The organism is Cupriavidus sp. 22TCCZM04-2 (assembly GCF_057798895.1).
In genome coordinates this window covers 219,410-244,454 of the sequence record NZ_JBYOJS010000007.1, presented here as the reverse complement: position 1 = coordinate 244,454, position 25,045 = coordinate 219,410, and the positions used below count along the sequence as shown (strand labels likewise).

At 65.9% G+C, this 25,045-nt stretch carries 22 protein-coding genes and 2 pseudogenes; 7 read left to right on the top strand and 17 right to left on the bottom strand.

Annotated features, from left to right (window positions below):
- Nucleotides 1-2 precede the first annotated feature (2 nt).
- Complete coding sequence (locus tag AC3FKG_RS13625; protein ID WP_488743338.1) at nucleotides 3-1,859, bottom strand: bifunctional 3-(3-hydroxy-phenyl)propionate/3-hydroxycinnamic acid hydroxylase; 1,857 nt, start codon at nucleotides 1,857-1,859, stop codon at nucleotides 3-5.
- 267 nt (nucleotides 1,860-2,126) lie between these two features.
- On the opposite strand from AC3FKG_RS13625, the gene AC3FKG_RS13620 reads away from it, so the two are divergent.
- From AC3FKG_RS13620 to AC3FKG_RS13610, 3 genes are all read left to right on the top strand, one after another.
- Nucleotides 2,127-2,918, top strand: coding sequence for a DNA-binding transcriptional regulator (locus AC3FKG_RS13620; protein ID WP_483714053.1), 792 nt, complete (start codon nucleotides 2,127-2,129; stop codon nucleotides 2,916-2,918).
- A 338-nt stretch (nucleotides 2,919-3,256) separates the two neighbouring features.
- Nucleotides 3,257-4,600 carry a sulfatase family protein gene (locus AC3FKG_RS13615; RefSeq protein WP_488743337.1) on the top strand — a complete coding sequence of 448 codons (1,344 nt, stop codon included), beginning with the start codon at nucleotides 3,257-3,259 and terminating at the stop codon, nucleotides 4,598-4,600.
- Between the two features lie 58 nt (nucleotides 4,601-4,658).
- On the top strand, nucleotides 4,659-5,627 hold the full coding sequence (locus AC3FKG_RS13610) for a Bug family tripartite tricarboxylate transporter substrate binding protein (RefSeq protein WP_488743336.1): 969 nt from the start codon (nucleotides 4,659-4,661) through the stop codon (nucleotides 5,625-5,627).
- Nucleotides 5,628-5,707: 80 nt separating this feature from the next.
- On the opposite strand, the gene AC3FKG_RS13605 is transcribed toward AC3FKG_RS13610, so the two are convergent.
- The 9 genes and pseudogenes from AC3FKG_RS13605 to AC3FKG_RS13565 all read right to left on the bottom strand — a co-directional run bounded on the left by AC3FKG_RS13605 (nucleotide 5,708) and on the right by AC3FKG_RS13565 (nucleotide 13,857).
- Entirely contained in the window at nucleotides 5,708-6,730 is a 1,023-nt protein-coding gene (locus tag AC3FKG_RS13605; protein WP_488743335.1) for an MBL fold metallo-hydrolase, read from the bottom strand.
- A gap of 77 nt (nucleotides 6,731-6,807) precedes the next feature.
- Nucleotides 6,808-7,899 carry a porin gene (locus tag AC3FKG_RS13600; RefSeq protein WP_488743334.1) on the bottom strand — a complete coding sequence of 364 codons (1,092 nt, stop codon included), beginning with the start codon at nucleotides 7,897-7,899 and terminating at the stop codon, nucleotides 6,808-6,810.
- 279 nt (nucleotides 7,900-8,178) lie between these two features.
- Nucleotides 8,179-8,414 (bottom strand): annotated as a pseudogene (locus tag AC3FKG_RS13595) (carbonic anhydrase); the annotation flags it as partial.
- A 203-nt stretch (nucleotides 8,415-8,617) separates the two neighbouring features.
- On the bottom strand, nucleotides 8,618-9,010 hold the full coding sequence (locus tag AC3FKG_RS13590; protein ID WP_483714047.1) for a hypothetical protein: 393 nt from the start codon (nucleotides 9,008-9,010) through the stop codon (nucleotides 8,618-8,620).
- A gap of 153 nt (nucleotides 9,011-9,163) precedes the next feature.
- Nucleotides 9,164-10,135, bottom strand: coding sequence for an aliphatic sulfonate ABC transporter substrate-binding protein (locus tag AC3FKG_RS13585; RefSeq protein WP_488743333.1), 972 nt, complete (start codon nucleotides 10,133-10,135; stop codon nucleotides 9,164-9,166).
- Between the two features lie 185 nt (nucleotides 10,136-10,320).
- On the bottom strand, nucleotides 10,321-10,557 hold the full coding sequence (locus tag AC3FKG_RS13580) for a hypothetical protein (protein WP_488743332.1): 237 nt from the start codon (nucleotides 10,555-10,557) through the stop codon (nucleotides 10,321-10,323).
- A gap of 38 nt (nucleotides 10,558-10,595) precedes the next feature.
- Nucleotides 10,596-12,206, bottom strand: a complete 1,611-nt coding sequence (locus AC3FKG_RS13575) for a DHA2 family efflux MFS transporter permease subunit (RefSeq protein WP_488743348.1) — start codon at nucleotides 12,204-12,206, stop codon at nucleotides 10,596-10,598.
- Nucleotides 12,206-13,312: an HlyD family secretion protein gene (locus tag AC3FKG_RS13570; protein WP_488743331.1), complete on the bottom strand. Its 1,107-nt coding sequence runs from the start codon at nucleotides 13,310-13,312 to the stop codon at nucleotides 12,206-12,208. The genes AC3FKG_RS13575 and AC3FKG_RS13570 overlap by 1 nt, the downstream gene beginning before the upstream one ends.
- Nucleotides 13,309-13,857, bottom strand: a complete 549-nt coding sequence (locus tag AC3FKG_RS13565; protein ID WP_488743330.1) for a winged helix-turn-helix transcriptional regulator — start codon at nucleotides 13,855-13,857, stop codon at nucleotides 13,309-13,311. Before AC3FKG_RS13565 ends, AC3FKG_RS13570 begins: the two co-directional genes overlap by 4 nt.
- A 122-nt stretch (nucleotides 13,858-13,979) precedes the next feature.
- Here AC3FKG_RS13565 and AC3FKG_RS13560 point away from each other — a divergent pair, with 122 nt between their 5' ends.
- On the top strand, nucleotides 13,980-15,455 hold the full coding sequence (locus AC3FKG_RS13560; RefSeq protein WP_488743329.1) for an efflux transporter outer membrane subunit: 1,476 nt from the start codon (nucleotides 13,980-13,982) through the stop codon (nucleotides 15,453-15,455).
- Between the two features lie 27 nt (nucleotides 15,456-15,482).
- Here the strand turns inward: AC3FKG_RS13560 and AC3FKG_RS13555 are convergent, their stop codons facing one another.
- Nucleotides 15,483-16,001, bottom strand: coding sequence for a winged helix-turn-helix transcriptional regulator (locus AC3FKG_RS13555; RefSeq protein ID WP_488743328.1), 519 nt, complete (start codon nucleotides 15,999-16,001; stop codon nucleotides 15,483-15,485).
- Nucleotides 16,002-16,066: 65 nt separating this feature from the next.
- Between AC3FKG_RS13555 and AC3FKG_RS13550 the strand changes: the two genes are divergently transcribed.
- Nucleotides 16,067-16,231, top strand: a complete 165-nt coding sequence (locus AC3FKG_RS13550; RefSeq protein ID WP_483714039.1) for a hypothetical protein — start codon at nucleotides 16,067-16,069, stop codon at nucleotides 16,229-16,231.
- A 76-nt stretch (nucleotides 16,232-16,307) separates the two neighbouring features.
- Here the strand turns inward: AC3FKG_RS13550 and AC3FKG_RS13545 are convergent, their stop codons facing one another.
- Nucleotides 16,308-17,270 (bottom strand): GlxA family transcriptional regulator, encoded by a 963-nt coding sequence (locus AC3FKG_RS13545; RefSeq protein ID WP_488743327.1) that lies wholly within the window; start codon nucleotides 17,268-17,270, stop codon nucleotides 16,308-16,310.
- Nucleotides 17,271-17,379: 109 nt separating this feature from the next.
- Here AC3FKG_RS13545 and AC3FKG_RS13540 point away from each other — a divergent pair, with 109 nt between their 5' ends.
- Nucleotides 17,380-18,180: an SDR family NAD(P)-dependent oxidoreductase gene (locus AC3FKG_RS13540; RefSeq protein WP_488743326.1), complete on the top strand. Its 801-nt coding sequence runs from the start codon at nucleotides 17,380-17,382 to the stop codon at nucleotides 18,178-18,180.
- Between the two features lie 74 nt (nucleotides 18,181-18,254).
- Here the strand turns inward: AC3FKG_RS13540 and AC3FKG_RS13535 are convergent, their stop codons facing one another.
- Both AC3FKG_RS13535 and AC3FKG_RS13530 read right to left on the bottom strand, forming a co-directional pair.
- Nucleotides 18,255-19,583 (bottom strand): MFS transporter, encoded by a 1,329-nt coding sequence (locus AC3FKG_RS13535; protein WP_488743325.1) that lies wholly within the window; start codon nucleotides 19,581-19,583, stop codon nucleotides 18,255-18,257.
- Nucleotides 19,584-19,668: 85 nt separating this feature from the next.
- Nucleotides 19,669-20,838, bottom strand: a complete 1,170-nt coding sequence (locus AC3FKG_RS13530; protein ID WP_488743324.1) for a M20 aminoacylase family protein — start codon at nucleotides 20,836-20,838, stop codon at nucleotides 19,669-19,671.
- A 130-nt stretch (nucleotides 20,839-20,968) separates the two neighbouring features.
- Here AC3FKG_RS13530 and AC3FKG_RS13525 point away from each other — a divergent pair, with 130 nt between their 5' ends.
- Nucleotides 20,969-21,928 (top strand): LysR family transcriptional regulator, encoded by a 960-nt coding sequence (locus tag AC3FKG_RS13525; protein ID WP_483714034.1) that lies wholly within the window; start codon nucleotides 20,969-20,971, stop codon nucleotides 21,926-21,928.
- Nucleotides 21,929-22,009: 81 nt separating this feature from the next.
- Here the strand turns inward: AC3FKG_RS13525 and AC3FKG_RS13520 are convergent, their stop codons facing one another.
- From AC3FKG_RS13520 to AC3FKG_RS13510, 3 genes and pseudogenes are all read right to left on the bottom strand, one after another.
- Complete coding sequence (locus tag AC3FKG_RS13520; RefSeq protein WP_483714032.1) at nucleotides 22,010-23,401, bottom strand: FAD-dependent oxidoreductase; 1,392 nt, start codon at nucleotides 23,399-23,401, stop codon at nucleotides 22,010-22,012.
- Between the two features lie 30 nt (nucleotides 23,402-23,431).
- Nucleotides 23,432-24,550 carry an alanine dehydrogenase gene (ald, locus tag AC3FKG_RS13515; protein ID WP_483714031.1) on the bottom strand — a complete coding sequence of 373 codons (1,119 nt, stop codon included), beginning with the start codon at nucleotides 24,548-24,550 and terminating at the stop codon, nucleotides 23,432-23,434.
- Nucleotides 24,551-24,603: 53 nt separating this feature from the next.
- A pseudogene (locus AC3FKG_RS13510) lies at nucleotides 24,604-25,045 on the bottom strand (aldehyde dehydrogenase family protein); the annotation flags it as partial.

The window sequence follows — 25,045 nt, the reverse complement described above, 5'->3', positions numbered from 1 at the left end:
CCTCATGCTCCTGCTGCTTGGGTAACGTTGACGGGGTCGTGCGCCGGACGCTGCGTCGCGCAGGGGCTGGCGGCACCGGCATACGGCGGCACCTGCGCCATGCCGAGCTTGCCGGCCAGTTCGGTGATGGCCTCCGACACCTGCTGCGGCGAGCACACACCGGCGACGAAGCGGTCGGGGCGCAGCAGCACGACCGAATGCGGCTGGCGGCTGAACCACTCCCTCAGGCGGCCGCCGGCGTCGCCGATGGCGGTCACGCCTTCGGGCACGTCGTCGGCGTGGCGCAGCTGCACGTCGGGCTTGGCCAGCACGAAACGCATGCCGGCCTTCTCGGCCAGGGCGCGCGCCTGCGGCGTCAGGCCAAAGGTCGGATCAGTGCCCCAACCGATCACGGCAAAGTGGTTGCCGATGGCGTCGTCGAGCAGCGTGAGACGGCCATCGCCGGTACGCACGCGCGGCTGGATGAACATACGGCCCACCGGCGAGCCGGCAAGCGGATCGTTCCCATACACCAGTCGGCCGAGGAAGGATTCGCGCTTCTCGCTCATCAGGCCGAGCAGGCGGCCCGGCGCCGAATTACCCGAGCGTTCCAGCACGCGCGCGAGCCAGCCACCGCGAGGTTGCGGCGGCGGCAGCAGCACCACGCCCTCTTCGTAGCGCGGCATGGGCTTGAAACGCATCTCGATGAAGTAGCGCTTGACCGACGGCAGTATGTTGAAACTTCGCACGAAGGCGTCGCGCAAACGCACGCCAAGGCGCGTGTTCGGCGCAAAGATGTCCCCCGCCACTTCGGACAGGTGGATCATCGAACGCGCATGGGCGCGGCGTTCGGCGGTATAGGTGTCGAGCAGGCTCGCACCGGCCAGGCCCTTGGCGACCATGGCCAGCTTCCAGCCCAGGTTGCTGGCGTCACGGATGCCGCTGTTGTAGCCCTGCCCCTGCCACACCGGCATGATGTGCGCGGCGTCGCCGGCCAGCAGCACGCGGTCGACGCGGAACGTCGATGCGAGCCGTGCGTTGTGCGTATATACGCGCTGGCGGATGTAGTCGACCTTGTCAGCATCGGCCACCACCTTGCGGATCAGCGCGGCCATGTTCTCCGGCTTCGACAGCTCCTCTTCGGTCTCGCCTGGCATCACCATGAACTCGAAGCGACGAATGCCGTGCGGCAGCGCGGCCGAGACATAGGGACGCTCGTGATCGCAGTGCATGTAGATGTGCGGCGAGCCGACCGGGTCGTTGCGCACGTCCACGACGATCCACTGGTTCGGCTTGGTGCGGCCTTCGAAGGGCACCTCCAGTGCGCGGCGCACCAAGCTGTTGCCGCCATCTGCACCGACCATGTAGGCAGCACGGATGGTGCGGCGCTGACCGCCGCTCGTGGTGACCTCGACGCTCACGCCGGCGCTGTCCTGCTTGAACGATTCGACGCCATGGCCGAACAGCACCTGCACGTGCTCGAAGCGCCGCAGGCCTTCGTACAAGACCCGGTCGGCCAGCGGCTGAATGAACGCGTTGCGGCGCGGCCAGCCGAACTCGTCGGTGCGCGGTTCGATGGACGCGAAGCAATAGCCGTCCTTGGTGACAAAGCGCATCCAGTGGTCAGGCGTGGTGTGCGGCAGCAGCGTGTCGGCCAGGCCCACTGCCTGGAAGACGCGCAGCGCTTCGTCGTCGAGCCCGATCGCGCGCGGATAGTCGATGAGCTGCTCCAGCTTTTCCACGACCGTGACGCGCACGCCGTGAAGGCCGAGAATATTGGCAATCATCAACCCGACCGGGCCGGCGCCGATGATGGCAATGTCAGTGTCGACTCGGGGAAGACGGTCGGCTTGCGACGTCTGCGTGGCCATGGTGTGCATAGGTCTCCTACTGGCAAGGCACGAGCACGCCCCCGCGCTGATTCCGCGCGTACTGGCTGTGCTGCGATGAAGTGGCAAGGGCAGCCGGGAAGCCGGCTGCGGATCAGGCGCCGCAGCGACGGCGCGGGCGGCGGATCAGGCAGGACATGGGGGGCGTCTCCATTGAATTTGCGATTTTGAGAGGAGTCTAGGGATCAGGCGACGCCTGCTCAAACATTTCTATAAAATGTGCAAGGCATGCACATGATTGATTTTTAAGGAATTTCAGTGAGCAAGTACGCGAATGTGCGAGGGTTGTCACGTGGTCTGCAAGTGCTGCGGGCATTGAATGCCATGGAAAACGGCCGCGCCTCCAGCCAGCAGTTGAGCGAGGCCACCGGGCTGCACCGGACCACGGTGCGGCGTCTGCTGGAAACGCTGGTCGAAGAGGGATTCGTGCGGCGCAGCACATCGGACGACAGCTTCCGCCTGACGCTGGACGTACGCGCGCTCAGCGAAGGCTTCACCGACGACGAACGTATCGCCACGGTCGCACCGCCGATCATGGGTCGGCTGATGCAGCGCGTTGTCTGGCCATCGGACCTGACCACACCCGACGGCGACGCCATGATCATCCGTGAGACCACGCACCGCTTCAGCCCGCTGTCATTCCACCGCGCCATGGTGGGCCGGCGCCTGCCGATCCTGCTGACCTCGGCCGGACGCGTGTATTTCGCGATGTGCCCGGACGCCGAACGCGAAGACATTCTTGAAGTGCTACGCTCGGGCGCTGGCGGCGAGCAGCAACTCAAGCTCGCGATGGACGACGGCTATATCCGCAACCTCATCCGGCAGACGCGCAAGGACGGATTCGGATCTAACCACGGGGACTGGGCGGACCAGCGCAAGATCGGGGCGGTGGCGGTCGCCATCCAGGCGCAGGGGCGGGTGCTGGCCAGCCTGAATGTCATTTACCTCGAGCAGGCGATCAGTCCTGCGGAGGCGACACGGCGCTTTGTCCCGGAGTTGCAGCTGGCGGCGAAGGAGATGGTCGAGGCGCTGGAGATCAGTGACAGATAGCCGGGAATGGGCTTCCCCGACCCCGGGTAACGGGGACGACTCCCCGTTCCGCGATTGGCAGAAGGTGGTCTCCGTCAGCCTCGGCGCGTGTCCGCAGGCAGACGCGTTTCCTCGTGACTCTTCTCGCTTGGACAAGAAGTCACCCGCCGGCAGCGCGGCGGAACAACGGCGCTGCCTTGTCCCAATTTTCTTCTTCCAGATCAACGCTGTGCAAGCCTTGCACATTCCGCAAGTTTATTTGTTAGGTGCGCTCATGGTACGTAGACTCGGCGGCCAGAGGACTGCTTCAACACGAGAGGCCGCGCCAGCGGCCCGCCACCGATTTCAGGAGACACAGCATGTCGCGCCCCGATTCCCTTTCAGAGGGAAGAGCACCATTACGGCCTAATTTCGTCTTCATCCTTGCCGACGACCTTGGCTTTGCCGATCTTGGCTGCACGGGCGCTCGCGCGCCCAGCCCGTCGCCGAATCTTGACGCCATGGCGGCCGATGGCCTGCTTTTTCGGCACGGTTATGCCAACTCTCCGGTCTGCTCGCCCACGCGTTTCGCCATGATGACCGGCCGCTGGCAATACCGGCTGCGCGGCGCCGCCGAAGAGCCCATGACCGGCAAGGCTCGCGGCAGCGAAGTGATTGGTCTGCCGCCGGCCCATCCCACTTTGCCTTCCCTGCTGCGCGACGCGGGCTACCGTACCGCGCTCTCGGGCAAGTGGCATCTTGGCTATCCTCCGAACTTCGGCCCGCTGAAGAGTGGCTACCAGCAATTCTTCGGCCCCATGTCGGGCGGCGTCGACTACTTCTCCCATATCGACAGCAGCGGCAAGCATGATCTCTGGGATGGGGAAGCGGCCTCGCATGAAGAGGGTTACCTGACCGATCTCATCAGCGACCGCGCGGTCGAATTCATTCGTGCGTGCCAGGGCGACAAGCCGTTTTTCCTCAGCGTTAACTACACCGCGCCGCATTGGCCGTGGGAAACACGCGAAGACCGCGCGGAATCCGTTCGTATCGGGCAGCGTCTGAGTCATACCGATGGCGGCTCCATCGAGACCTATCGCCGGATGATTCACCACATGGACGAGGGCATCGGCCGCATTTTCAGCGCGTTGCGCGATAGCGGCGCGGATCGCCATACGCTCGTTGTATTTACCAGCGACAACGGCGGCGAACGGTTCTCGGACAACTGGCCTTTTGTTGGCCAGAAGATGGATCTTCTGGAGGGTGGCATTCGCGTGCCGCTGATTGCGCGCTGGCCTGAGGGCATTGCCGCCGGCACGCAGTGCGATACGCCGGTCATGACAATGGATTGGGCCGCCACCATGCTCGCCTGTGCGGACGTGCCTGCGGCTGCCGGCCACCCCATGGACGGCGTCGATCTGCGCCCCTTGCTCGATGGCGGGACGCTGGCGTCCCGTGACCTGTTTTGGCGCATGGCACACCGCCAGCAACGCGCGGTGCGCAGCGGGACGTGGAAATACCTGGCGGTCGAAGGCAACGAGTATCTGTTCGATCTTTCTTGCGATGAACGCGAACGCGCCAATCTCGCCAGCCGTTATCCCGAGCAGCTCGCTTCATTGCGCCAGCGCTGGGAGCAATGGGCGGCGCAGATGCCAGGCATCCCCGCCGACGCGGTGACCACGCTGGTGTTCGACGAGACCACCATCCCGCGCCCGACGCACTGAGCGGTAACCGCTTAGCGGCGACGCGCGGACAGCGAAGCACGATATCGAAGGAGACAAGATGGATCGCAGGAAATTTTCGGCAGCACTTGGGCTCGCCGCGCTCGGCACGCATGGCGCACCCGCGCGCGCCCAGGACAGCCGTCCCGGCGTCATTGTGGTCGGGTTCGCGCCAGGCGGGTCGGTCGACGTGGCCTCGCGTCTGATCGCCAGTGCAATGAGCACGGCCCTCAAACGTACCTATGTGGTGGAAAATCGAACTGGCGCGGCAGGACGGCTGGCGCCGGAGTTCGTGCGGCGAGCCCAGCCCGATGGCGCAACGCTGATGATCGTGCCGCATGGACCGATGACGCTGTTTCCCCATCTTTACAGCAATCTGCGTTTTGATCCGGCGCGCGACTTCACGCCGATCGCGAGGCTGGTCAGCTACGACTATGCGCTGATCGCCGGCAACGGCATCGCGATTTCGAACGGCACCGAACTGCGCAAATGGGCCGGCGCTGCCGGGGCGAGGGCCAATTTTGGTTCACCGGGCGCAGGATCGGTACCACATTTCGTCGGCATGGCCGTGGCGCGGGCATTGGGCATCAAGCTCACCCATGTCCCTTACCGCGGCGCGGCACCCGCTCTGACCGACGTCATGGGCGGGCAACTTGCCCTCGCCGTCGCGCCCACGGCCGACGCATTGCAGTTGAGCAAGCAGGGCAAGCTGAAAATCATCGGTACGAGCGGGGTGGCGCGCTCGCCAGTCAGCCCCGACATTCCTGCCTTCAGGGAGATCGGCATTCCATTCGAACTGCCCGGCTGGTTTGGTCTGTACGGACCGGCCGGTATGCCGGCTGCGATGCAGGACACGCTGAATCACGCTGCCGCGCAGGCATTGGGCGATGCTGCCGTGTCCGCCAGTCTGCGCCGCATCGGCTTGGTCGCCGCACCGAGCACGCCGGCTGCCTTGCAACAAATGCAGTTGGCGGAGTTGCAGACGTGGAAGCCGGTCGTTCAGTCTTCGGGATTCCGTCCGGAAGACTGAACGAAAACGGCCGCCCATCCAACAGCGGACCGCGCTTCTTCCACCCAGGGGATAACGGCAGGCTGCGGGCTTGAGCAGGCTTACGGCTTCTCCTGCCACACCGCGATGCCACCCGGCTTCCCGGGCGAGTCATCGAGGCCGATCTCCACGCGCGTCAGGTCTTCGCCGATCAACAGTTCACCGGCATATGTCTTGCGGACCCGCTCGACGATCTGCCCGACCGTGGCATCGCCGTTCAGGCCGATATGGCTGAACACCGCCAGCCTTGGCCCCGCCGTCCGGAAGACCCGTGCGGCGTCCTCCGGCGAGGACAGGTGCTCGTAGATGGCACGGTACGCCGGGTTCGACGCCAGCAGCGCATCGGGGATCAGCGTGACGCAATGCACCAGCACGTCGGCGTTCTTTGCCTGCGCCACCACGGCGGGACTGAAGCGGGTATCCCCCGACAGCACCACCACCCGGCCCCGATAGTCGATCCGGTAGCCATACGACGGGCGGATGTTGTCGCCATGATCATTCTCGAAGGCCGTCACGCGAACGCCGTCCTTTTCATAGACGACCCCCGGCGCCACGTCGCGCGCGTCGATGGTGATGCCCGCGAGCGCGCTGCCCTCATCCTTGTGCCGGATCGCAATGTCCGCGGCGAAGGCCTGGCGCAGACCGTCCGCCAGCGCGCGCGTGCCCGCGGGGCCGTACAGGGCCATGGGCTTGTCGCGGCGGCCGTAAGGCGGGCGCAGCCAGCCGGTCAGCCAGAGGTCGGGCAGTCCCACCAGGTGGTCCGAGTGGAAGTGGGTCAGGAAGTGCGCGTCGACGCTGCCCAGCGGAATCCGCAACTGCCACAGGCGCACTGCCACGTCGCGTCCAAAATCAAAGACCAGCTTCTGCCCACCTGCTTCCACCAGCGTGCTGTAACCCGCGCGCGCCGCCGAGGGCACCGGAGTGCCCGTGCCCAGGAGCGTCACGCGGAAATGGTCGCTGCGGTCCGGGGCCACAGCGGCTGCCGGAGCGGCCAAAGCCGGAGCCGGCGTGGCGGCAGCCGAAAAGACCGCGGCGCACATCAGGGCGCTGCCCGTCAGTATCGTCAGCAATCGGGATGGTTTCATGCTTTACCTCCTGGATACGGTGGCAGCGGTGATCTGCGCGCAAACCGACCACGTTCATTGTCTTGAGCCGCAGCGGCTCAGAAGATCTGCTTGATGCCGAGCATCACGCCGGCCTGGCTTCCGCCCGCGACCGGATTGCCCCCGGGGCTGCCGCCACTGACCGACAGCGCCGACTGGCCGCCGTTGTCGATATAGCCCGCCGTGGCATACACGGAGGTGCGTTTCGAGAACGCGTAAGCGCCCCGTATCGCGCCAAGCCAGGCCTTGTTCTGGCTGTGCGGGTATTTCAGGTAATAGATTTCGCCAGCCAGGTTGAACGCGGGCGTGATGTCGTAGGACGCCCCCGCAAACCAGAGATCGCTGCGTGGGGTGCTGCTTGCTTCATTGTTGCGCGACAGCAGCCCCAGGCCCAGCTTGCTGCGCGGCAGCAGCATGTAACCCCCCAGCGAGAAGCGGTCATCCTTCAGGCTGCTGCGGGTCAGGCCGCCGAAGGCGCCGGGACCGCCGCGCAGCGAATCGTAGGCTGCGCTCACGCCCCACCAGGCGGTCTCGTACATCAGCATCGCCGACCATTCGCGGCAGGCGCGCGAGTCCGCCGGGTTCTCGCCGGCACAGTTAGTGCCGGCCGGGCCCGGTCCCCCATTGACGGCATCGCGGCCCATGCTGTACGTGGCACCAACGGTGACGCCGCCGAACTTGCCCTTGTACGAGACTGCATTGTCGGCACGCGCGTTGGGGATATAGCTGTCGAGCGAGCCGACGCCATAGACGTTGGAGGTGAGGATATCGGTATCCAGACGCGCCCAGAACAGCATGGTGTACTGGCGCCCGAGCCCGATCTGCCCCCACTGGCCGCTCAGCCCCGCGAAGGCCTGCCGCCCGAACAGGCGCGGCCCCTGATTCGAGACACCGGTGTCGGGCGCGAAGCCGGATTCCAGCACGAACACGCTCTTCAGCCCGTTGCCGAGGTCCTCCGAACCGCGCAAGCCCCAGCGCGATGGCACGGTCGCGGCCAGCGCAGGCTGACGCACCAGGTCATGTCCCGCCGCACCGACGTGATCAAGGTATTCCACGCCCGTGTCAATGACCCCATAGATCGTCACGGACTGTGCCGCCGCCACCAGCGGCACGGCGGCGGCCACGCCGGCAACCCCGTTGCGTAACTTCATGCTGTCTCCCCGATTTCCGCGATGGCGATCTACCGGCCACACCAGCGCCCCTGTATTATGTTCATATTTGAACATTCGGTTCTACATTGAACCAAACAGGGCGAATGGTACCGGCCTTGGTATCCAGGGCAGATTGGGGAAACTACTGATATTTAGCGATTCACCAGTTGACTCGTCGGTGAAGCATTGGAGAGTGTGCAAAAAACCGTTGCGATGCCGGGCGCGCGCGTCACTGCGGCGTCGGACTAGGTCCCGCGCAGTCGCCCGCGAAGGCAAATATCACACTTGCCGAAGGTTGCGCGAAGCCACCGCTACCGTGGTCGGCGACTCGGCGAGCGGCACAAAGCTTGTGTTGCGCCGTCGAGCGCATCGATGCTGCCGGTCTCGATGTCGTAGACCCAGCCGTGCAAGTTCATGCATCCCTGTTCGAGCGCCAGTGCCACCGACGGATGTGTGCGCGGGTTGGCCAGTTGCGCGATCACGTTCTCGCGCACAAGGCCGTCCAGCTTGGCGCGGGGCGTATCGAACTGATGCCCGCGCTGCCATCCAGCGCCTGGGGAAGGAACTCGACATCCGCATGTTCGCGCGGTCCAATTTGTGTGGCGACGGCGAACTCGCGGGGACGACTTTGTCGCCGCCCGCTACCACGATCCTGCTGATTGCCCCGTCTTGCCGGGCAATCCTTGAAACGCCTGCGGGCATGAATCACGTGGACCGCTCAGGCCCCGTCGAGGAACGGGTTGCGCCGGCCAAGGCGGGTGCCGAGCGCATCGGGCGCCAGGCTCGCGCTGGCCGGATCGATGCCCTGGCCCGGTCCCCCGGCCACGGCCGGATCGACCGGTGCGGGCATCATTCCCGGCTGGCTCGGCTGTCCAGCGGTCTGCGCGTATGTATTGCCGCCGGCAGGCATGGTCCCGGCTCCCGCGTTGGCTGACGCCGGTGCGGCCTGGATTGCCTGAGCGCCTTGCATCGGCTGGGCTGCCGGCGCCGCCGGCTGGATCGATTGCATCGGCTGAGTCGGCTGAACGGGCTGGACCTGCTGCGCGAACAGCGGGTACGACGCGAGCATCGCGCCAGCCATCAACAGGGATTTCGCCAGATGTTGCTTCATTCGATTACCTCCTGGAATAGCCCTAAGGCCTGGGAGTAATCACTGTAGCGGCACGGCGTCTGACATTCTGTTCGATTTTGCAACGGGCATTTACGAGGCTTGCCATCGGGCATGCGAGGCGCTATTCGCATGCGCGCAACCGTGCGAAGCCCATCAAGCCGGCTTCCATACGGGTGAGGCCGCCACCGTCACCTTGCGTGGCAGGATGCCTTGCGAGGTGAAGGCGTCGGCGATACGCTGCTGCTCGTCGAGCGCCGCGCCATCGACGGGCTGAACGCGATACGTGCGCCTGGCGTTAGCCATTTCCACCGTCGCGGGATCGAGGCCGATCAGCGGCGCATGCCAGGCCGCTGTCGCCTCCGGATTCGCCTTGATCCACTCGCCCGCGCGGCGCAGCTCGCCGTAAACCAGCGCGAGAACATCGGGCCGGCGCTTCGCATAGGGTGTCGCGGCCAGATAGAAGCGCCGGTAGTTCGAGAGCTTCGTGCCGTCGCGCAGGACACGGGCGTTGGCCTGCCTTTGCACGGCAGCCAGGAAAGGATCCCAGACCACCCACGCGGCCACGCTGCCGCGCTCGAAACCGGCGCGGGCGTCGGCAGGCGAAAGGTACACGGGTTCGATATCGCGCATTGACAGTCCCGCTTCGCCGAGCGCTTCCAGCAACAGATAGTGCGCGCCGGCGCCTTTCGCGAACGCCACCCGCTGGCCCTTGAGCTGAGCGACCGAACGGACCGGCGAATTCTGCCTGACCACGATGGCCTGCGCCGACTGCGACGGTGCCTCGCTGGCATAGTAGGTCAGGTTCGCACCGGCGGCCAGCGCAAATGGCGGCACCGCGTCCGCGACGTCCGCCGTCAGGTCGAGGCTGCCGACGTTCAACGCCTCAAGCAGGGGCAGGCCCGACGTGAACTCGTGCCATCGCACGGTGATGCCCAGCGGCGCGAGCGCGGCTTCAAGCGTGCGGCGGGATTTCAGCCAGATCGTCAGCGTCGAGGACTTCTGATAGCCGATGCGAAGCGATTCGGCGTCAGCCGCGCATGCCATGTCCGGCAGAACGGCAGCACCCAGGGCGGCAAAACCGCCGAGCAACACGCGCCGGCGGGCAGAGTTGGTTGAGGAGGACAAGCGAGACCTTCTTCTGTCTGGACAGTCTGCAAGCGTACGCACACTGGCAGGCGATGTGAACGAAGCAACCCGGCTTAGCTTATGCGCCGCGCGCACAAGTGGCCGCTTGCCGCATTGGAGCGCGTTCAGGCATGGGGTGCGAAGTTGATCGCTCCAAGATCATTCAGGCCGCTTCCGAAAGTCCCCTATGCCGCCGACTCGATACGGCCGCCTCGGCAGTCGAGGAACTGCAGCGTCGTGCCGCCGCTTCCGGGCCGCACGGCGTGCGCTTCGGAATCGGCCAGTGGTTGCGGCGTCTGGCAATAGCTATTGCCCGTGCGTGCGCACGCCACGCTGGTCTGGCGCGGCCGGTCGGTATTGGCGTGCACGGCCGAGCACGCGCACGCGGCAAGCATCGCGGCGCAGTTCAGAAGTATCTTCATGTCTGATTTCATGGCGGGCCTCCTCTTGCCGTGCAAGCTCAGTGCGCATCCGCGGACGGTGCCTTCGGCGGCGCGACTTTGCGCATCAGGGGGACCATCGCGGTGGCAATCACGAAACACGCCATGACGATCAGGAACGCATCGCTGAACGTCTGTGTCTGTGCTTCACGCCAGGCGAGCGCGAAGAGTTGCTTCAGCGCGGCCGTTTGCGCCTCGGCCAGATCGTGGCCGGCCGCGGCCATCTGGCTGGCAGCGCCTTGCAGGAACGCACCCATGGCTTCGTTGCGGATATTCAGGTGCTCCGCCTCGCGCAGGAAATGCAGATTGCCGCGATCGTTGAGCACGGTGGCGCAGGCCGCGATGCCAATGGCGCCGCCAAGGTTGCGCATCAGGTTGAACAGGCCCGATGCGAGCTTGAGCCGTTCGGGCGGCAGGCTTCCCAGTGTCAGCGTGACCGTCGGTGCCACAGCGAACTGCTGTGCCATACCGCGAAGTGCCTGCGGCAACAGCAGTTCGGACCCGCCCCAATCGTGCGTGATCGGCGCAAAAAACCACATCGACAGCGCGAACAAGCCGAGTCCGAACATCATCAGCCAGCGCAGGTCGACGCGATTGGCCAGGAACGCATAGAACGGGATCGAAGCGACCTGGAACAAGCCCGTCGAAAAGATTGCCAGGCCGATGTCCAATGCGCTGAAGCCACGCACGCGTCCCAGGAACAAGGGGGTCAGGTAGATCGTCGCGAAGATGCCGATGCCGGTGACGAACGAGAAGAAGCAACCCAGTGCGAAATTCCGGTCGCGCAGCGCGCGCAGATCGACGACCGGATTCGCATACGTCAGCGATCGCCAGACAAAGGCCACGCCGGACAATCCGGCGATCCATGCGGTGGCGACGATCACATCGTCCCCGAACCAGTCCCAGCGCGGACCCTCTTCCATTGTGTATTCGAGGCAGCCAAGGAACAGCGCCATGAGCGTGATACCCAGATAGTCGGCACCGCGCAGCAGCGACCAGTTCGGGCGATCGACCTTGACCAGCATCGGCACGGCCACCGTGACAAAGATGCCGGGCACCAGGTTGATGAAGAACAGCCAGTGCCATGAGAAGTTGTCGGTAATCCAGCCACCGATGGTCGGGCCGAGCGTCGGCGCGAGCGACGCAAGTGCGCCGATGGTGGCCGCGGCGATCACGCGCTGCGGACCCGCAAAGAATGCAAAGGCCGTGGTGAATACGAGCGGAATCATGGACCCGCCCAGGAAGCCCTGGGCCGCGCGGAACGCGATCATGCTCTGGATATTCCACGCCACGCCGCAAAGCAGGCTTGTCGCCGTAAAGCCCGCGGCCGATGCGGCAAACAGCCAGCGTGTCGACATCACGCGCGAAAGCCAGCCCGAAAGCGGGATCACGATGATCTCCGCAATCAGATAGCTGGTCTGAACCCAGACCGTCTCGTCGGCACCCGCCGACAGGCCCCCGCCGATATCGCGCAGCGACGCGGAGACGATCTGGATGTCGAGCAGCGCGATGAACATGCCTACGCACATGGTCGCGAACGCGAAGATCTTGGCTGGCGTGGATAGCGCGGCCGGTGATTGCAGCGCCGGTGCCGGCGCGGCGGCCCGCCGCTCGAGGGTGGCCGTATTCATCATTGCACCCGCTTCGAAGGGTGTGTATCGACCTGCGCGATCACCGACAGCCCTGGGCGAATGAGGCCGAGCGTCGCATCCTTCTCGTCGAGCTGGATGCGAACCGGCACGCGCTGGACGATCTTGGTGAAGTTGCCGGTCGCGTTTTCGGCTGGCAGCACGCTGAATTGTGCGCCCGTCGCCGGCGCGAGGCTGCCGACACGGCCATGGAAGACGCGCCCCGGAAGCACATCGGCCTCGATCGTGACGGGCATGCCCTCGCGCATATGCGCGAGCTGCCCTTCCTTGAAGTTCGCATCGACCCACAGTCCGCTGGACGGGACGATGGACAGCAACTGGCTGCCGCTGCCTGCATAGGCGCCGACGCGCGCGCGCCGGTTGCCCACCGTGCCGTCGACCGGCGCGCGCAGCTCGGTGTAGCCAAGGTTCAGCCTGGCGATGTCGCGCTCGGCAACGGCCTGTGCGAGCGCCGCCTTCGCCTGCAGCTTCTGCGTGCCGATGACCTCGAGCTGGCGCTGCGCCGCGAGCAGCGACGCCTGCGCTTTTTCGCTGTTGGCCGCCGCCTGCTTGTAGTCGGCGTCGGCCTTCTGCGAACTCTGGATCGACACCGCCGATTTCTCGACCAGACTAGCATAGCGCAGCTGATCCTGGCGCGCGCGCACGGTATCGGCATTGGCACCCGAGATACCGGCCCGCGCCTGCCCGATCACGGCCTCCTGCAGCCGCTGCGTGGCATCGAGGTTTTCAAGCAGCGCCTGCTGCGCCGCCACCGCGCCTTCCGCCTTGGCGAGCGCGGCACGGTAGTCGCGATCGTCGATACGCACTAGGACGTCGCCCGCGTGCACGGGCTGGTTGTCGGTCACGGCGACTTCGGCAATATAGCCGGCAACCTTCGCGCCGATCACGGTCACATCGCCGCCGACGTAGGCGTCGTCGGTGCTCTGCACGAAGCGCGCTTCATTCCACCAGTAGTAGCCGTAGCCTGCGCCGGCCATTCCCGCGACCAGCAGCGCGCCGGTCGCGATCAGCTTCTTCGTAGCGGGGCGCGGCTTCGCGGCCGGAACGGGCTGCTCGCCCGCGCGTTCGGTCATGGTGTCGCTCGTCATGGCACTTCCTTTCTGCACTGAGGTTCGAGGGTATTTGGATTCGGGGTGGACGCGGCCGGCGCTTGCGCCACGCGATGCAGTCTCTGCCGCATGCGCTCGCTGGCGGCCGGACCGGGGCCAAGTACATAAGCCGCTTCGGTGATGCGCCTGCCGTTGGCGGCATCGACCAGCACGGGCTCGACGCGTGCGCCGGTCTCGCGGTCCAGCAGTTGCACGCTTTCGCCTTCGGGAGAGAAATGCCGGTTGCCCCACGCCAGCAGCGCCACCAGCACGGGGCGGAAATCGCGGCCGCGCGGGGTCAGTACGTATTCAAAGCGCTGGGGCCGCTCGCAGTAACTGCGCCGCTCCAGCAGCCCCTCATCGACGAGCGAACCGAGCCGCCGCGCGAGCATGTTGGGCGCGATGCCGAGGCTCTTCTCGAAATCGTCGAAGCGCGCCGTGCCATAGAACGCCTCGCGCAGGATCAGGACGCTCCACGCGTCACCGATGCGCGCAACAGTCCGGGCGATGGGGCACGGCGCCTTGTCCAGTGGCCTTCTCTGCATGATTGTCATCCCTTTCAATTCGGGGTTGCTATCAAGTTGAAAGTTAGTCTAGAGTTGTGACTATCATGTTGCAAGTTAATTTTTCAACATGCATGACAGATCACGAACGAGAGGTGTATGACATGACGCAAGGGCAACCCTTCCCTCCAGCACGGCGCTTCGGGCGCAGCCTCGCGGCGGTCACTGCCGCAGCCATGGCCGCCAGCCTGGCTGCGTGCGCGGTCGGCCCGGACTACCGCGCCCCTGAGGCGAAGCTGCCGGCGACCTACGCGCATGCAGCGGCTCTGCAGGCCGGCGGATCCAGCGAAACGGCGCCCGCGGCGCCCGCCCTCGACAGCTGGTGGAAGGGATTCGATGACCCCGCGCTGACCCGGATCATCGAGCGCGCGCTGGCGCAGAATCTCGACCTGGCCGCCTCCATCGCCCGTGTCGACCAGGCGCGCGCGGCCGCCGACTATGCGGGCGCATCATTACTGCCGGAGGGGTCGTTGTCGGGCAGCGTCGCGCGGCAGCGGCAGTCGCTCGAAAGCCCGCTCGGCAAGATCGCCAGCAAGTCTCCCGGCTTCGAGCGCAACAACACGCTGTACGACGTGGGCGCGGGAGCCAGCTGGGAGATCGACATCGCCGGCGGGCTGCGGCGCGGTGCCGAAGCAGCGAACGCGCAAGCGCAGGCAGCGCAGGCCGAGCACTTGGGCGTGCGCGTGCTGGTGGCGGCAGAAGCCGCCGATTCGTACTTCCGCGTGCGCGGCGCGCAGCAGCGCATCGCCATCGCGCAGCAGCAGGTGCAGACCAATGCGCGGCTGCTGGATCTGGTGAATCTGCGCCTGGCCGACGGTATCGGCGCCGAGCGCGAGCGCGCGCAGGCCGAAGCCCGGCTCGCGCAGACCCGCGTCACCATTCCGCCGCTGCAAATTGAACTCGACACGCAACTCAATCGCCTCGACGTGCTGATGGGTGCGGCGCCGGGCACCTATGCTGCCGAACTGGCCGCACCGGGCATGCGCACGGATGTGCCGCAGATTCCGCTTGCGCAGGGCCCCACCCAGCTACTCGAACGCCGCCCGGACGTCATCGCCGCCGAACGCCGGCTCGCGGCGTCCAGTGCGCGCATCGGCGTGGCCACGGCCGAGTATTACCCCAAGCTGTCGCTGTCGGCGCTGCTCGGCTTCGAAAGCCTGTCCGCGGGCAAGATGTTCACGGCGGCGACGTTCCAGCCGGCGGCCATGGCCGGCCTGCGCTGGCGCCTGTTCGACTTTGGCCGTGTCGATGCCGAAGTCGCGCAGGCACGCGGCGCGAACGCGGAGGCACTCGCCGCCTATCGCCAATCGATGCTGCGCGCGACGGAGGACGTGGAGAACGCCATCGTCACGCTGACCCAGCTGCAATGGCAAAGCAAGGACCTCGCAGTCGAAGTCAATGCACAGACCCGCGCGCGCGGCGCGGCCGAAGAAGCCTACAAGGGCGGCGCGGTCAGCCTGTTCGAAGTGCTCGAGGAAGACCGCCAGCTGCTGTCCGCGCGCGACCAGCAGGCCCGCGTGGGCACCGACAACGCGCGGGCCGCGGTGGCGGCGTTCCGCGCGCTCGGTGGCGGGTGGTAAGAGACGGCAAGGAACACGCGCGCCGCGTCAGCCGGCGTCGTCCTGGCCGGTTGCGGACAGATAGGCGGCAGCATCTGCCAAGCGCCGGCGCACACCCTCACCCGCGGCCGGCCCGGGCGCCAGTGCATAGCGCGCAAAATCCACCGGCGCGCCGCTCGCGGCATCGACCAGCACGGGCTCGATGACGTCGCCTGTCGCCTTGTCCACAAGTTGCACGCTCGCGCCCTCGGGTGCGAAGTGTTTATTGCCCCAGGCCATCATCGACAGCATGACCGGCAGGAAATCGCGGCCGCAGCCGGTCAGCACGTACTCGTAGCGCGGAGGACGCTCCGAATACTGGCGCCGCTCCAGCAAACCTTCCTCCACTAGCCCGTTCAGGCGGCGCGTCAGCATGTTGGGCGCGATGTCGAGGTTCTTCTGGAACGTGTCGAAACGGGTCGCGCCGTAGAACGCCTCGCGCAGAATCAGGATGCTCCACCACTCTCCGACCCGCTCGAGGCTGCGTGCGATGGGACATTGCATGTCCCTGAAGGTCTTTCTTTGCATGGTGTGGCTCGTAGGATGCCAGGTAGCTGCTGAATCGCTTCCATCCTACTGCCGCAACTTTAATCATGCAAGTTACAGACCGCGCAGGCATGTGCCGGCACTTGCAGGCAGTCTCCATGGGCGGAGCCGAGATCGTCTGGTCCGAACAGAAACTGACGCCGCTGCTGGCGTCCACCATGATCCGGGACCCGGAGGGGAACCTGATCAATATCTTCGGCAAGCCAGCCTAGCAAGGCGCCGGCCGCGGAGCCGGCATACCCTGGCTTTCGTGCCAAGGGGAACTCTGCCGGCAGGCATTCCCGGGAGCTAAGCTTCAGCCAGCTCGGCGCCGCTTCTCGCTTCCCGCCTCACCGCTTGCGGCGGCACCCCGAATCCTCGCACAAACGCTTCGCGCAGATGCCGACGGTCGCGAAAGCCCGTCTCGCGCGCCACCACTTCGAGCGGATGCCGGCTCTGCTCGATCATCAGCCGCGCCGCCTCCAGGCGCAGTCCCTCCACCGCCTTGGCCGGTGACTGCCCGGTTTCCTGCATGAACGCCCGGCTAAATTGACGCGGGCTCAGGTTTGCGGACTGCGCCAATGCATCGACGGTCAGCGGCTCGCTCAGATGCTGGCGCGCGTAGTTCAAGGCATGCTGTATGCGGTCGGACTTCGGCGCAAGGTCGAGCATTTCGGAATGCTGCGACTGCCCGCCAGAGCGCCGCTGGTGCATGACAAGCTTGTGCGCGACCGAACGCGCTATGGCCGCACCGAGATCGCGCTCGACCATCGCGAGGGCGAGATCGAATGCCGCCGTCATGCCTGCCGATGTCCAGACCTGGCCGTCAACGATAAAGATGCGGTCTTCCTCGACCTCGACGTCCGGGTGCCGCTGGCGCATCGCGCGGGCGAACGCCCAGTGAGTCGTCGCCCGCCGTCCGGCCAGCAAGCCTGCCTCGGCGAGCACGAAGCCTCCGGTACAGAGTCCGGCGATGCGCCGGGCGCGGGGCGCTGTATCGCGCAGGAACTCGAGTTCTTCCTGCGCCGGGCGAGAGACGACCGGATCCGTCACGCCCAGCACCATCCAGGTGTCGACGATCTCTCGCGGGTCGGGCCGCCGCGTGCCGACGGTCATGCCGAGCGAGGATGTCACCACACCGCCGCAGGCCGAGAAATTCTCCACGCAGTAAAAGGGTTCGCCGCCCGTCGCATTGGCAAATTCGAACACCGCCTGGGTGCCGAGCGCCATGATCTGGAAGCCATCCGCCAGCAGGTAGCCGATGCGATGCATGTTTCTTTCTCCGAAAAGCGCACGTCCCAAATACGCACTATATACGTCATTTACGCCATGCGCAGGGATACCTACGATTCAGTCTCCGAACCACACCAGGAGTCATGACATGAACCGAACCACCCACGCCGGCACTGCCCTCGTTACCGGCGCCTCCTCCGGCATTGGCGCCATCTACGCCGACCGCCTGGCCCGCCGAGGCTATGACCTGATCCTTGTTGCGCGCAACCGCGACCGCCTGGCCGCTCTCGCCGACCGCCTTACCACCGAAACGCGTCGCAACGTCGAAGTGATCGGCGCAGACCTGAACGACCGCGCCGAGCTGTCCCAGGTCGAGGCCCGCCTGAGGGAAGACGAAAGCATTGCGCTGCTGGTCAACAACGCCGGCGTCGGCACGCACACCCCGCTGCTGGACAGTGATGTCGACCGGATGACCAGACTGATCGAGTTGAACGTCACGGCGCTTACCAGACTGACCTATGCCGCCGCGCCATCTTTCGTCGCGCGCGGCAAGGGCGCGATCATCAACATCGCGTCGGTCGTCGCCATCGCTCCCGAGATCCTGAATGGCGTGTACGGAGCCAGCAAGGCATTTGTGCTGGCGCTGAGCCAGTCGCTGCACCACGAACTGCATGACAAGGGGGTACGCGTACAGGCGGTGCTGCCGGGTGCAACCGCCACGGAGTTCTGGGCCACAGGTGGACGGCCCGTGGAGAATCTGGACGCGGACATCGTGATGTCAGCCGCGGCCCTGGTCGATGCGGCGCTGGTTGGGTACGACCGCGGCGAACTCGTCACGATCCCATCCCTGCATGACGTGGCCAAATGGGACGCTTATGCGGCAGCACGCGTGTCGATGATGGGTGAACTGTCGACCAGCGTGCCGGCCGCGCGCTACCGTGGCGCTTGAAAAGCCGGACGCGCAGAGTCCGCAAGTTGTATGCATGACAACATTCATGTCTTGCGGACTCGCCCGACGATCTGTCAATCCAGTGGCTTGCCCGCCTTCTCCGGCACCATCACCAGCCCGCACAGCGATAGCACGCCACAGCCAATCACATACAGCGCCGGCGCGCTGGCATTGCCAGTCAGCTCGATCAGCCAGGTAGCGATCAGCTGGGCGAAGCCGCCGAACACCAGCACGCCAATGCAATAGACGACCGACAGGCCACTGGCGCGGATGCGGCGGGGGAACAGCTCGGTGATGAGCACCACGGTAGGCACCACGTTCAGCACCAGCGGCAAAGCCAGCACGGCGACCACGGCAAGCAGCGTGCCAAGAGATGGCCTGGCGTTGAGCAGCAGGAAGGCGGGATAGACCAGCACCAGCATGGCCAGGCGGGACCACAGGATGGCGGGCTTGCGTCCGATGCGGTCGGACAGCCTGCCGGCGTACGAGGACAATGCCACCTGCACCAGGGCTGCGACACAGCCCGCGCTCATGCTGAGCCCGAGCGGGATCTTCAGCACAGTCGCCGCGTAGCTGGTCATGTAGTGCAGCACGATATAGGTAGCGGAGGTGCCGCCAATCGTCAGCAGAACGCCAGCTACCACCACGCGGCCATGCCCGCGGAAGACCTCGGCCAGGCCGGCGCGTTCGTGGCCCGTCGCCGTTGCGGCGGCGGGTGATTCGGCGGTTTCGTCCAGGTGGCGGCGGATATAGAGGCCGAGCGGAATGACCAGGATGCCGATTGCGAACGGCACGCGCCACCCCCAGCTTTGCAGCGCGTCAGGCGACAGGCCGTTAGTCAGCGACAGCCCCACCACTGCACCGAGCAGCACGCTGACGCCCTGGCTGAACAACTGCCAGCTGCCGTAGTAGCCGCGTGAATGGTCGTCGGCGTACTCCATCAGCAGTGCTGTGGACGCGCCGACCTCGCCGCCCAGTGCAAAGCCCTGCAGCAGCCGCGCCAATAGGATCAGCATCGGCGCGGCCAGCCCGGCCTGTGCATAGGTCGGCGAGACCACGAACAGCAGCGAGCCCAGCCCCATCAGCCAGAGCGTCAACGTCATGGCCGGCTTGCGTCCGGCCCGGTCGGCGTAGAGCCCGATCATCAGGCCGCCGAGCGGGCGGGCAACGAAACCCACGCCAAACGTCGCCAGCGAAAGCATCAGCTGGCCGAAGCTGCCGCTGACGGGGAAGAAAAGCTTGCCGATCAGCACCGCGAAGAAGCTGTAGACGGTGAAATCGTAGAACTCAAGGCCGTTGCCGATGGTGATGGCGGCAATGACGCGACGGCGCGGTACGGCGTGGCCGGCCGCAGGCGCGGCGCAAGCGCCCTCCAGCGGCTGCGCAGGCAGGGAAGTGAGCATTCGGTGTCTCCGTGGGTGAGGCGGCGCCGGCCTTGAGGGCCGGTCATTGTCGATGGTGATTGGGGTGCGGCTCAGCGGATGCGGCTCAGCGCAGGTAGCGCTCGACCAGCTTGACCCAATAGGTGGCGGCAAGCGGCAGGCATTCGTCGTTGAAGTCGTAGCCCGGGTTGTGGACCATGCAGCCGCCCTCCCCGTCACCGTTGCCGACGATCAGGTAGCAGCCAGGACACGCCTCCAGCATGAAAGAGAAGTCTTCGCTGCCGGTCAGCGGCACCATGTCGCCGATCAGGCCGCTCTCGCCCAGCCACTCGCGGGCAACCTCGCGCGCCAGTTCCGTGGTGGCGGGGTCGTTGACCAGCACCGGATAGCGGCGGTCGTAATGCACCTCGGCACTGGCACCAAAGCTGTCCGCCTGGGCATGCGCCAGCGCGGTGATGCGCGCCTGCAGCAGGTCGCGCACTTCGGCCTTCAGCGCGCGCACCGACAGCCGCAGCTCGGCACTCTCGGGAATGACGTTGGACGCCTTGCCGGCTTCGATCGCGCCGACGGTTACGATGGCCATGTCCAGCGGGTTGACGTTGCGCGACACCACCGACTGCAACGCCATCACCATCGACGCGCAGGCCACCACCGGATCGACCGCCCGATGCGGAACCGCACCGTGGCCACCGCGCCCCGTCACGCGGATCGTGACGGTGTCGGAGGACGCCATGAATGCGCCGGGCAAGAAGCCGAACTTGCCGGTCGGGTGTCCGGGCATGTTGTGCAGCGCGAACACGGCATCGCACGGGAACAGCCGGAACAGTCCGTCCTTGATCATCTCGCGCGCGCCGCCCATGCCTTCCTCGGCCGGCTGGAAGATCACGCGCAGCGTGCCCTGGAAGGACTTGTGCCCGGCCAGGTAGCGCGCCGCGGCCAGCAGCGTGGCAGTGTGGCCGTCATGGCCGCAGGCGTGCATCTTGCCGTCGATCTTGCTGGCATACGGCAGGCCCGTGGTCTCACGGATCGGCAGCGCATCCATATCGGCGCGCAGGCCGACGGCGGGGCCGTCGCCGTGGCGCAGCGTGCCGACCACGCCGGTGCCGCCCAGGCCGCGATGTACGGCATAACCCCAAGCCTGCAGGCACTCGGCCACCAGGTCGCTGGTGGCGAATTCCTCGAAGCCCAGCTCGGGGTGGGCATGGATGCGGTGGCGCAGGTCCACCATCTCGGCTTCGATGGCGCGGATGCCGGGCAGGACGGGATCTGGATGCATGGGGTCTCCGGGGATGTTCTTGGCGGGGAATTGCGAGATTGCGTGCCGCGATCTTAGGCATCGCCCGCCCGGGCCGATAGCCGCAAAGCTGTTATCCTGACAACCGCCGGTTGTCACCCAAAAGTCCATCATGTCGATGAAACTGCATCAGATCCAGGCGCTGGTCGCCGTTGCCGATGCCGGCAGCATCCGTGCCGCCGCACGGCTGGCCGGACTGTCGCAGGCAGCGGTTACCAAGGCGCTGCGCGAACTGGAAAGCGAAGCCCGGCTGCCCTTGCTCTCGCGCACTGCGAGTGGCGTGGCGCTGACCGCGGCGGGACAGCGGATGCTGGGCCATGCCCGTCTGGTGGTGGGCCAGCTCGCACGCGCCAGTGAAGAACTGGCCACGCTGCGTGGCGAAGGCGTGGGGCGGCTGTGCATCAGCGTCACGCCGTGGATCATGCTGACGTTCCTACCGCGGGTGCTGCTGCGTTTTCGCGAACGCATGCCGGGCGTGCAGGTGGAGATCTTCGAGGGCCTGACCGCGGTGGCCTTGCCGCGCTTGCGCGAAGGCACGCTGGACTTTGCCGTGGGGCCGTTCACGGCCGCGATGTCCACGCAAGAATTCGAGTGCGAGCCGCTGCTTGCATACACCTCGTGCGTGATCGCCCGGCGCGGCCATCCGTGCGCGCAGGCACGCGCGCTGCACGAACTGCTGGCGCAGGATTGGGTCGTCAACTACACCGCAGCCAGCTACGAGCCCTTCATGCGCAACCTCTTCTGGCAGCATGATGCACAGATCGACCCGTGCCGGCTGCATTGCGCGCACTCCACCGCGTTGCTGCTGGAACTGGTCCGCAATGCCGGCATGATCAGCTATTGCCCGCGGCCACTACTGCTGTCCGAGCCGATGCGCGGCTGGGTCCACGCCTTCGCCCTGGCCGAGCAATTCGAAACCAGCCGGCTCGGCATCATCACGCGCCACAACGCGGTGCGCAGTCCCGCGGCGCAGTGCTTCACCGACTGCCTGCTGCAGGAGATCCGGCGCCGTGCGCGCTCGGCGGCGCAGAAGGACAGCGAGCTGTTCGACGAGCTGGAGGTCTTGTACTGAGCGTCGGGCGTTCGGGCTCTCACGATTCATGCGTACCCAGTGTCATGTACGCGTCGGTCCGTGGCGGCTATCCGCTTGCGCTCAGGCCGCCTTATCGGCCTTGCCGGCGGCTTGGGCGAAGCGGGCCAGGAACTTGTCGAACAAGAACGGTTCCGTGTGACGGTCTTCGGCGCTTTCCTTGCGGCGAATCGCGTTGCGAACCAGCAGTGACCCAAGGTAACGCACCGGTTCGGGAGGAAACTGGCCAAGGGGGCCCCTGGCAAGGCCGGAACGCGTCCAGGCATTGTCCTCGCCCAGCGCCAGCGACGACAACAGTTGGCCACCCATATAGCTTGGCGCCACGCCATTGCCGGAATAGCCGAAACCGTAGGAAATTGCCCGGTTTCCGTTCAGGTAACCGAAGAAAGGGAATCCGGTTGCAGACCGGTCCGAGGGGCCGTTCCAGCTGGCAATCACCGGCACATCGCTCAGGGCCGGGAAAAACGCGCGCAGACTGTGCGTGAGCATGGTCTCGTAGGGGGATGCCTGATTAAAGACCGGCACGATGCGCCCCCGGTAGGAAAAGGTGTTACCCCCCTTGCCAAGCATGAGGCGCCCGTCGCGGGTGGTGCGGTAGTAATAGACGAACGTGCGCGAGTCCAGCACCGAGGTGCCATGATCCAGGCCGATGCCGGCAAGCAGGTCGGGACAGCGATCGGTCATGATCATGTCGCTCGACACAATGGCCACTGAACGCTCGAACTGGGGGAACACAGTTGGCATCCAGGCATTGAGCGCCAGCACAACGTGGCCGGCATCAACGCGTCCACTCGGCGTCACGACCGCGGGACGCGCGCCATCTTCGATGGAGATCATCGGCGAGCGCTCGTGGATCTCGATGCCCTGGCTCAGCGCCACGCGACGCAGGCCACGAACCAGCTTTCCCGGATGCACCGTGGCCGCCAGCGGCGAAAAGAAGCCGGAGCGGTTGCGGGCCGAGCCCGTTCGCGTAGCAACCTCGACCGTGCTCAGGCGCCGCCAGCTATTCAGCCCCCAGTCCTCCAGCGCCTGCACTACCGGATCGAGCAAACCCTCCTGCGCGGGGTTGGTGGCGGTATAGATGGTGCCATCCATGCGCAACTCGGCGTCGATACCATGAGCGCGGCAAAACTCGGCGATGGCGGGGATCGCATCCTCGGACGCCCGGATCAGCCGCCTTGCTTCCGTTTCCCCGAACAGCCGGGCCAGCGTAAAGAGCTTGGTTGACCAGGTCAGCATGCAACCGCCGTTCCGTCCGCTCGCGCCTGCACCACAGATGTCTGCTTCGAGAACCGTAATCTTCAGGGACGGCCGCTTTTGCCTGAGTTGCAGCGCAGTCCACAGGCCGGTGAATCCGCCGCCAACGATGCAAATGTCGGCCTGCCTGGTTCCGCGCAATGCAGGGGCGAGATCCGTATCGCCGAGAAGGGCTTGTTCCAGCCAGAATGGGCGCATGGATGGCTCCGAAGTTGTTTGCGGTTCAGCTCAATGCATCAGCAATTGCCCGGCATCGTGGCACTCATAGCCGAGAGCGTGCGCGACTTCCTTGCACGTCACCTTGCCGAACGCCACGTTCAGGCCATTGGCGAGGTGCGGATTGTCGGCCAATGCCGCCTTCCAGCCTTTGTCGGCGATCTGCAGCGCAAAGGGCAACGTGGCGTTGTTGAGCGCGTAGGTCGAGGTACGCGGCACCGCCCCCGGCATATTGGCGACGCAATAGTGCAACACGTGGCCAACCAGGTAGGTGGGATCGGCGTGCGTCGTGGCCTTGGCGGTCTCGCAGCAGCCGCCCTGATCGATTGCCACATCCACGATAACCGAACCCGGCTTCATCGCGTCCACCATGCCGGCCGTGACCAGCCTGGGTGCGGCCGCGCCCGGAATCAGCACGCCGCCGATGACGAGATCGGCTGACAGCACGTGGCGCTCGACATTGTCCTGGTTGGAGTAGACCGTCGTCACACGGGCGCCCAGCAGGCGGTCCATGCGCCGCAGCACATCGATATTGCGGTCGATCACCACCACGTGGGCGCCGGTTCCCACTGCAATCTGCGCCGCATTGCTGCCCACCACGCCCCCGCCGAGAATCACGATCCGGGCGGGCTCCACGCCCGCCACGCCGCCCAGCAGAACACCCATGCCGCCGCGCGCCTTTTCCAGGCAGTGCGCCCCGGCCTGCACCGACATGCGGCCGGCAACCTCCGACATCGGCGCCAGCAGCGGCAGGCCACCGCCGGCCTGCGTGACAGTCTCATAGGCAATGCACACTGCACCGCTGCGGACCAGGTCGGCGCACTGGTCCGGATCCGGTGCCAGATGCAGGTAGGTATAGAGGATCTGTCCGTCCCGGAGCATGGCGCGCTCGGCGGCCTGCGGCTCCTTGACCTTGACGATCATTTCCGCCGTGGCAAAGACTTCCGCCGCCGTATCGACGATCGTGGCACCGGCCTTGCGGTAGTCGGCATCGCTCGCGCCGATGCCTGCGCCAGCCGTGGTTTGTACCAGCACGTGGTGGCCATGTGCCGTCATCTCCCGCACGGAAGATGGCGTCAGGCCGACGCGATACTCATGGTTCTTGATTTCCTTCGGTACTCCGATCCTCATTGCTGTCTCCTGCTCGTGTGTATGCAATTCCGGTACGGTGGCGCTGCCCGCCCCTACCAGGGCAGCGAATAGGTCTTGGTATTGCAGAAGCTCTTCATCGCTTCGAGCACGCCTTCCTTGTAGCCCAGCCCGGAATCCTTGATGCCGCCGAACGGCGTCATCTCCAGCCGATAGCCCGGGACTTCGCGGACGTTGACCGTCCCCACATGCAGTTCGCGGATAAAGCGGGTGATGTAATCGAGCCGGTTGGTGCAGACCGATGACGACAGCCCATAGGCCGTGCCGTTGGAAATCCGGATGGCGTCGTCGATATCCTTGAAACGGATCACCGGGGAGACAGGGCCAAAGGTCTCGTGCCTGACCACGGTCATTTCCGGGTCCACGTGGTCGAGCACCGTAGGCGCGTAAAGTGCGCCGTGGCGGGGGGGGGGGGGGGGGGCGCGCCCCCCCCCCCCCCCCCCGCCCCCCCCCACCGAAGCGCACCCGCCGGCGGCG

What these genes read in the sequence shown, in the direction of transcription:
- AC3FKG_RS13625 (WP_488743338.1), bottom strand. Translation starts at nt 1,859, where the DNA reads ATGCACACCATGGCCACGCAGACGTCGCAAGCCGACCGTCTTCCCCGA.
- AC3FKG_RS13615 (WP_488743337.1), top strand. Translation starts at nt 3,257, where the DNA reads ATGTCGCGCCCCGATTCCCTTTCAGAGGGAAGAGCACCATTACGGCCT.
- AC3FKG_RS13610 (WP_488743336.1), top strand. Translation starts at nt 4,659, where the DNA reads ATGGATCGCAGGAAATTTTCGGCAGCACTTGGGCTCGCCGCGCTCGGC.
- AC3FKG_RS13605 (WP_488743335.1), bottom strand. Translation starts at nt 6,730, where the DNA reads ATGAAACCATCCCGATTGCTGACGATACTGACGGGCAGCGCCCTGATG.
- AC3FKG_RS13600 (WP_488743334.1), bottom strand. Translation starts at nt 7,899, where the DNA reads ATGAAGTTACGCAACGGGGTTGCCGGCGTGGCCGCCGCCGTGCCGCTG.
- AC3FKG_RS13590 (WP_483714047.1), bottom strand. Translation starts at nt 9,010, where the DNA reads ATGAAGCAACATCTGGCGAAATCCCTGTTGATGGCTGGCGCGATGCTC.
- AC3FKG_RS13580 (WP_488743332.1), bottom strand. Translation starts at nt 10,557, where the DNA reads ATGAAGATACTTCTGAACTGCGCCGCGATGCTTGCCGCGTGCGCGTGC.
- AC3FKG_RS13575 (WP_488743348.1), bottom strand. Translation starts at nt 12,206, where the DNA reads ATGAATACGGCCACCCTCGAGCGGCGGGCCGCCGCGCCGGCACCGGCG.
- AC3FKG_RS13570 (WP_488743331.1), bottom strand. Translation starts at nt 13,312, where the DNA reads ATGACGAGCGACACCATGACCGAACGCGCGGGCGAGCAGCCCGTTCCG.
- AC3FKG_RS13565 (WP_488743330.1), bottom strand. Translation starts at nt 13,857, where the DNA reads ATGCAGAGAAGGCCACTGGACAAGGCGCCGTGCCCCATCGCCCGGACT.
- AC3FKG_RS13560 (WP_488743329.1), top strand. Translation starts at nt 13,980, where the DNA reads ATGACGCAAGGGCAACCCTTCCCTCCAGCACGGCGCTTCGGGCGCAGC.
- AC3FKG_RS13555 (WP_488743328.1), bottom strand. Translation starts at nt 16,001, where the DNA reads ATGCAAAGAAAGACCTTCAGGGACATGCAATGTCCCATCGCACGCAGC.
- AC3FKG_RS13550 (WP_483714039.1), top strand. Translation starts at nt 16,067, where the DNA reads ATGCAAGTTACAGACCGCGCAGGCATGTGCCGGCACTTGCAGGCAGTC.
- AC3FKG_RS13545 (WP_488743327.1), bottom strand. Translation starts at nt 17,270, where the DNA reads ATGCATCGCATCGGCTACCTGCTGGCGGATGGCTTCCAGATCATGGCG.
- AC3FKG_RS13540 (WP_488743326.1), top strand. Translation starts at nt 17,380, where the DNA reads ATGAACCGAACCACCCACGCCGGCACTGCCCTCGTTACCGGCGCCTCC.
- AC3FKG_RS13535 (WP_488743325.1), bottom strand. Translation starts at nt 19,583, where the DNA reads ATGCTCACTTCCCTGCCTGCGCAGCCGCTGGAGGGCGCTTGCGCCGCG.
- AC3FKG_RS13530 (WP_488743324.1), bottom strand. Translation starts at nt 20,838, where the DNA reads ATGCATCCAGATCCCGTCCTGCCCGGCATCCGCGCCATCGAAGCCGAG.
- AC3FKG_RS13525 (WP_483714034.1), top strand. Translation starts at nt 20,969, where the DNA reads ATGTCGATGAAACTGCATCAGATCCAGGCGCTGGTCGCCGTTGCCGAT.
- AC3FKG_RS13520 (WP_483714032.1), bottom strand. Translation starts at nt 23,401, where the DNA reads ATGCGCCCATTCTGGCTGGAACAAGCCCTTCTCGGCGATACGGATCTC.
- ald (WP_483714031.1), bottom strand. Translation starts at nt 24,550, where the DNA reads ATGAGGATCGGAGTACCGAAGGAAATCAAGAACCATGAGTATCGCGTC.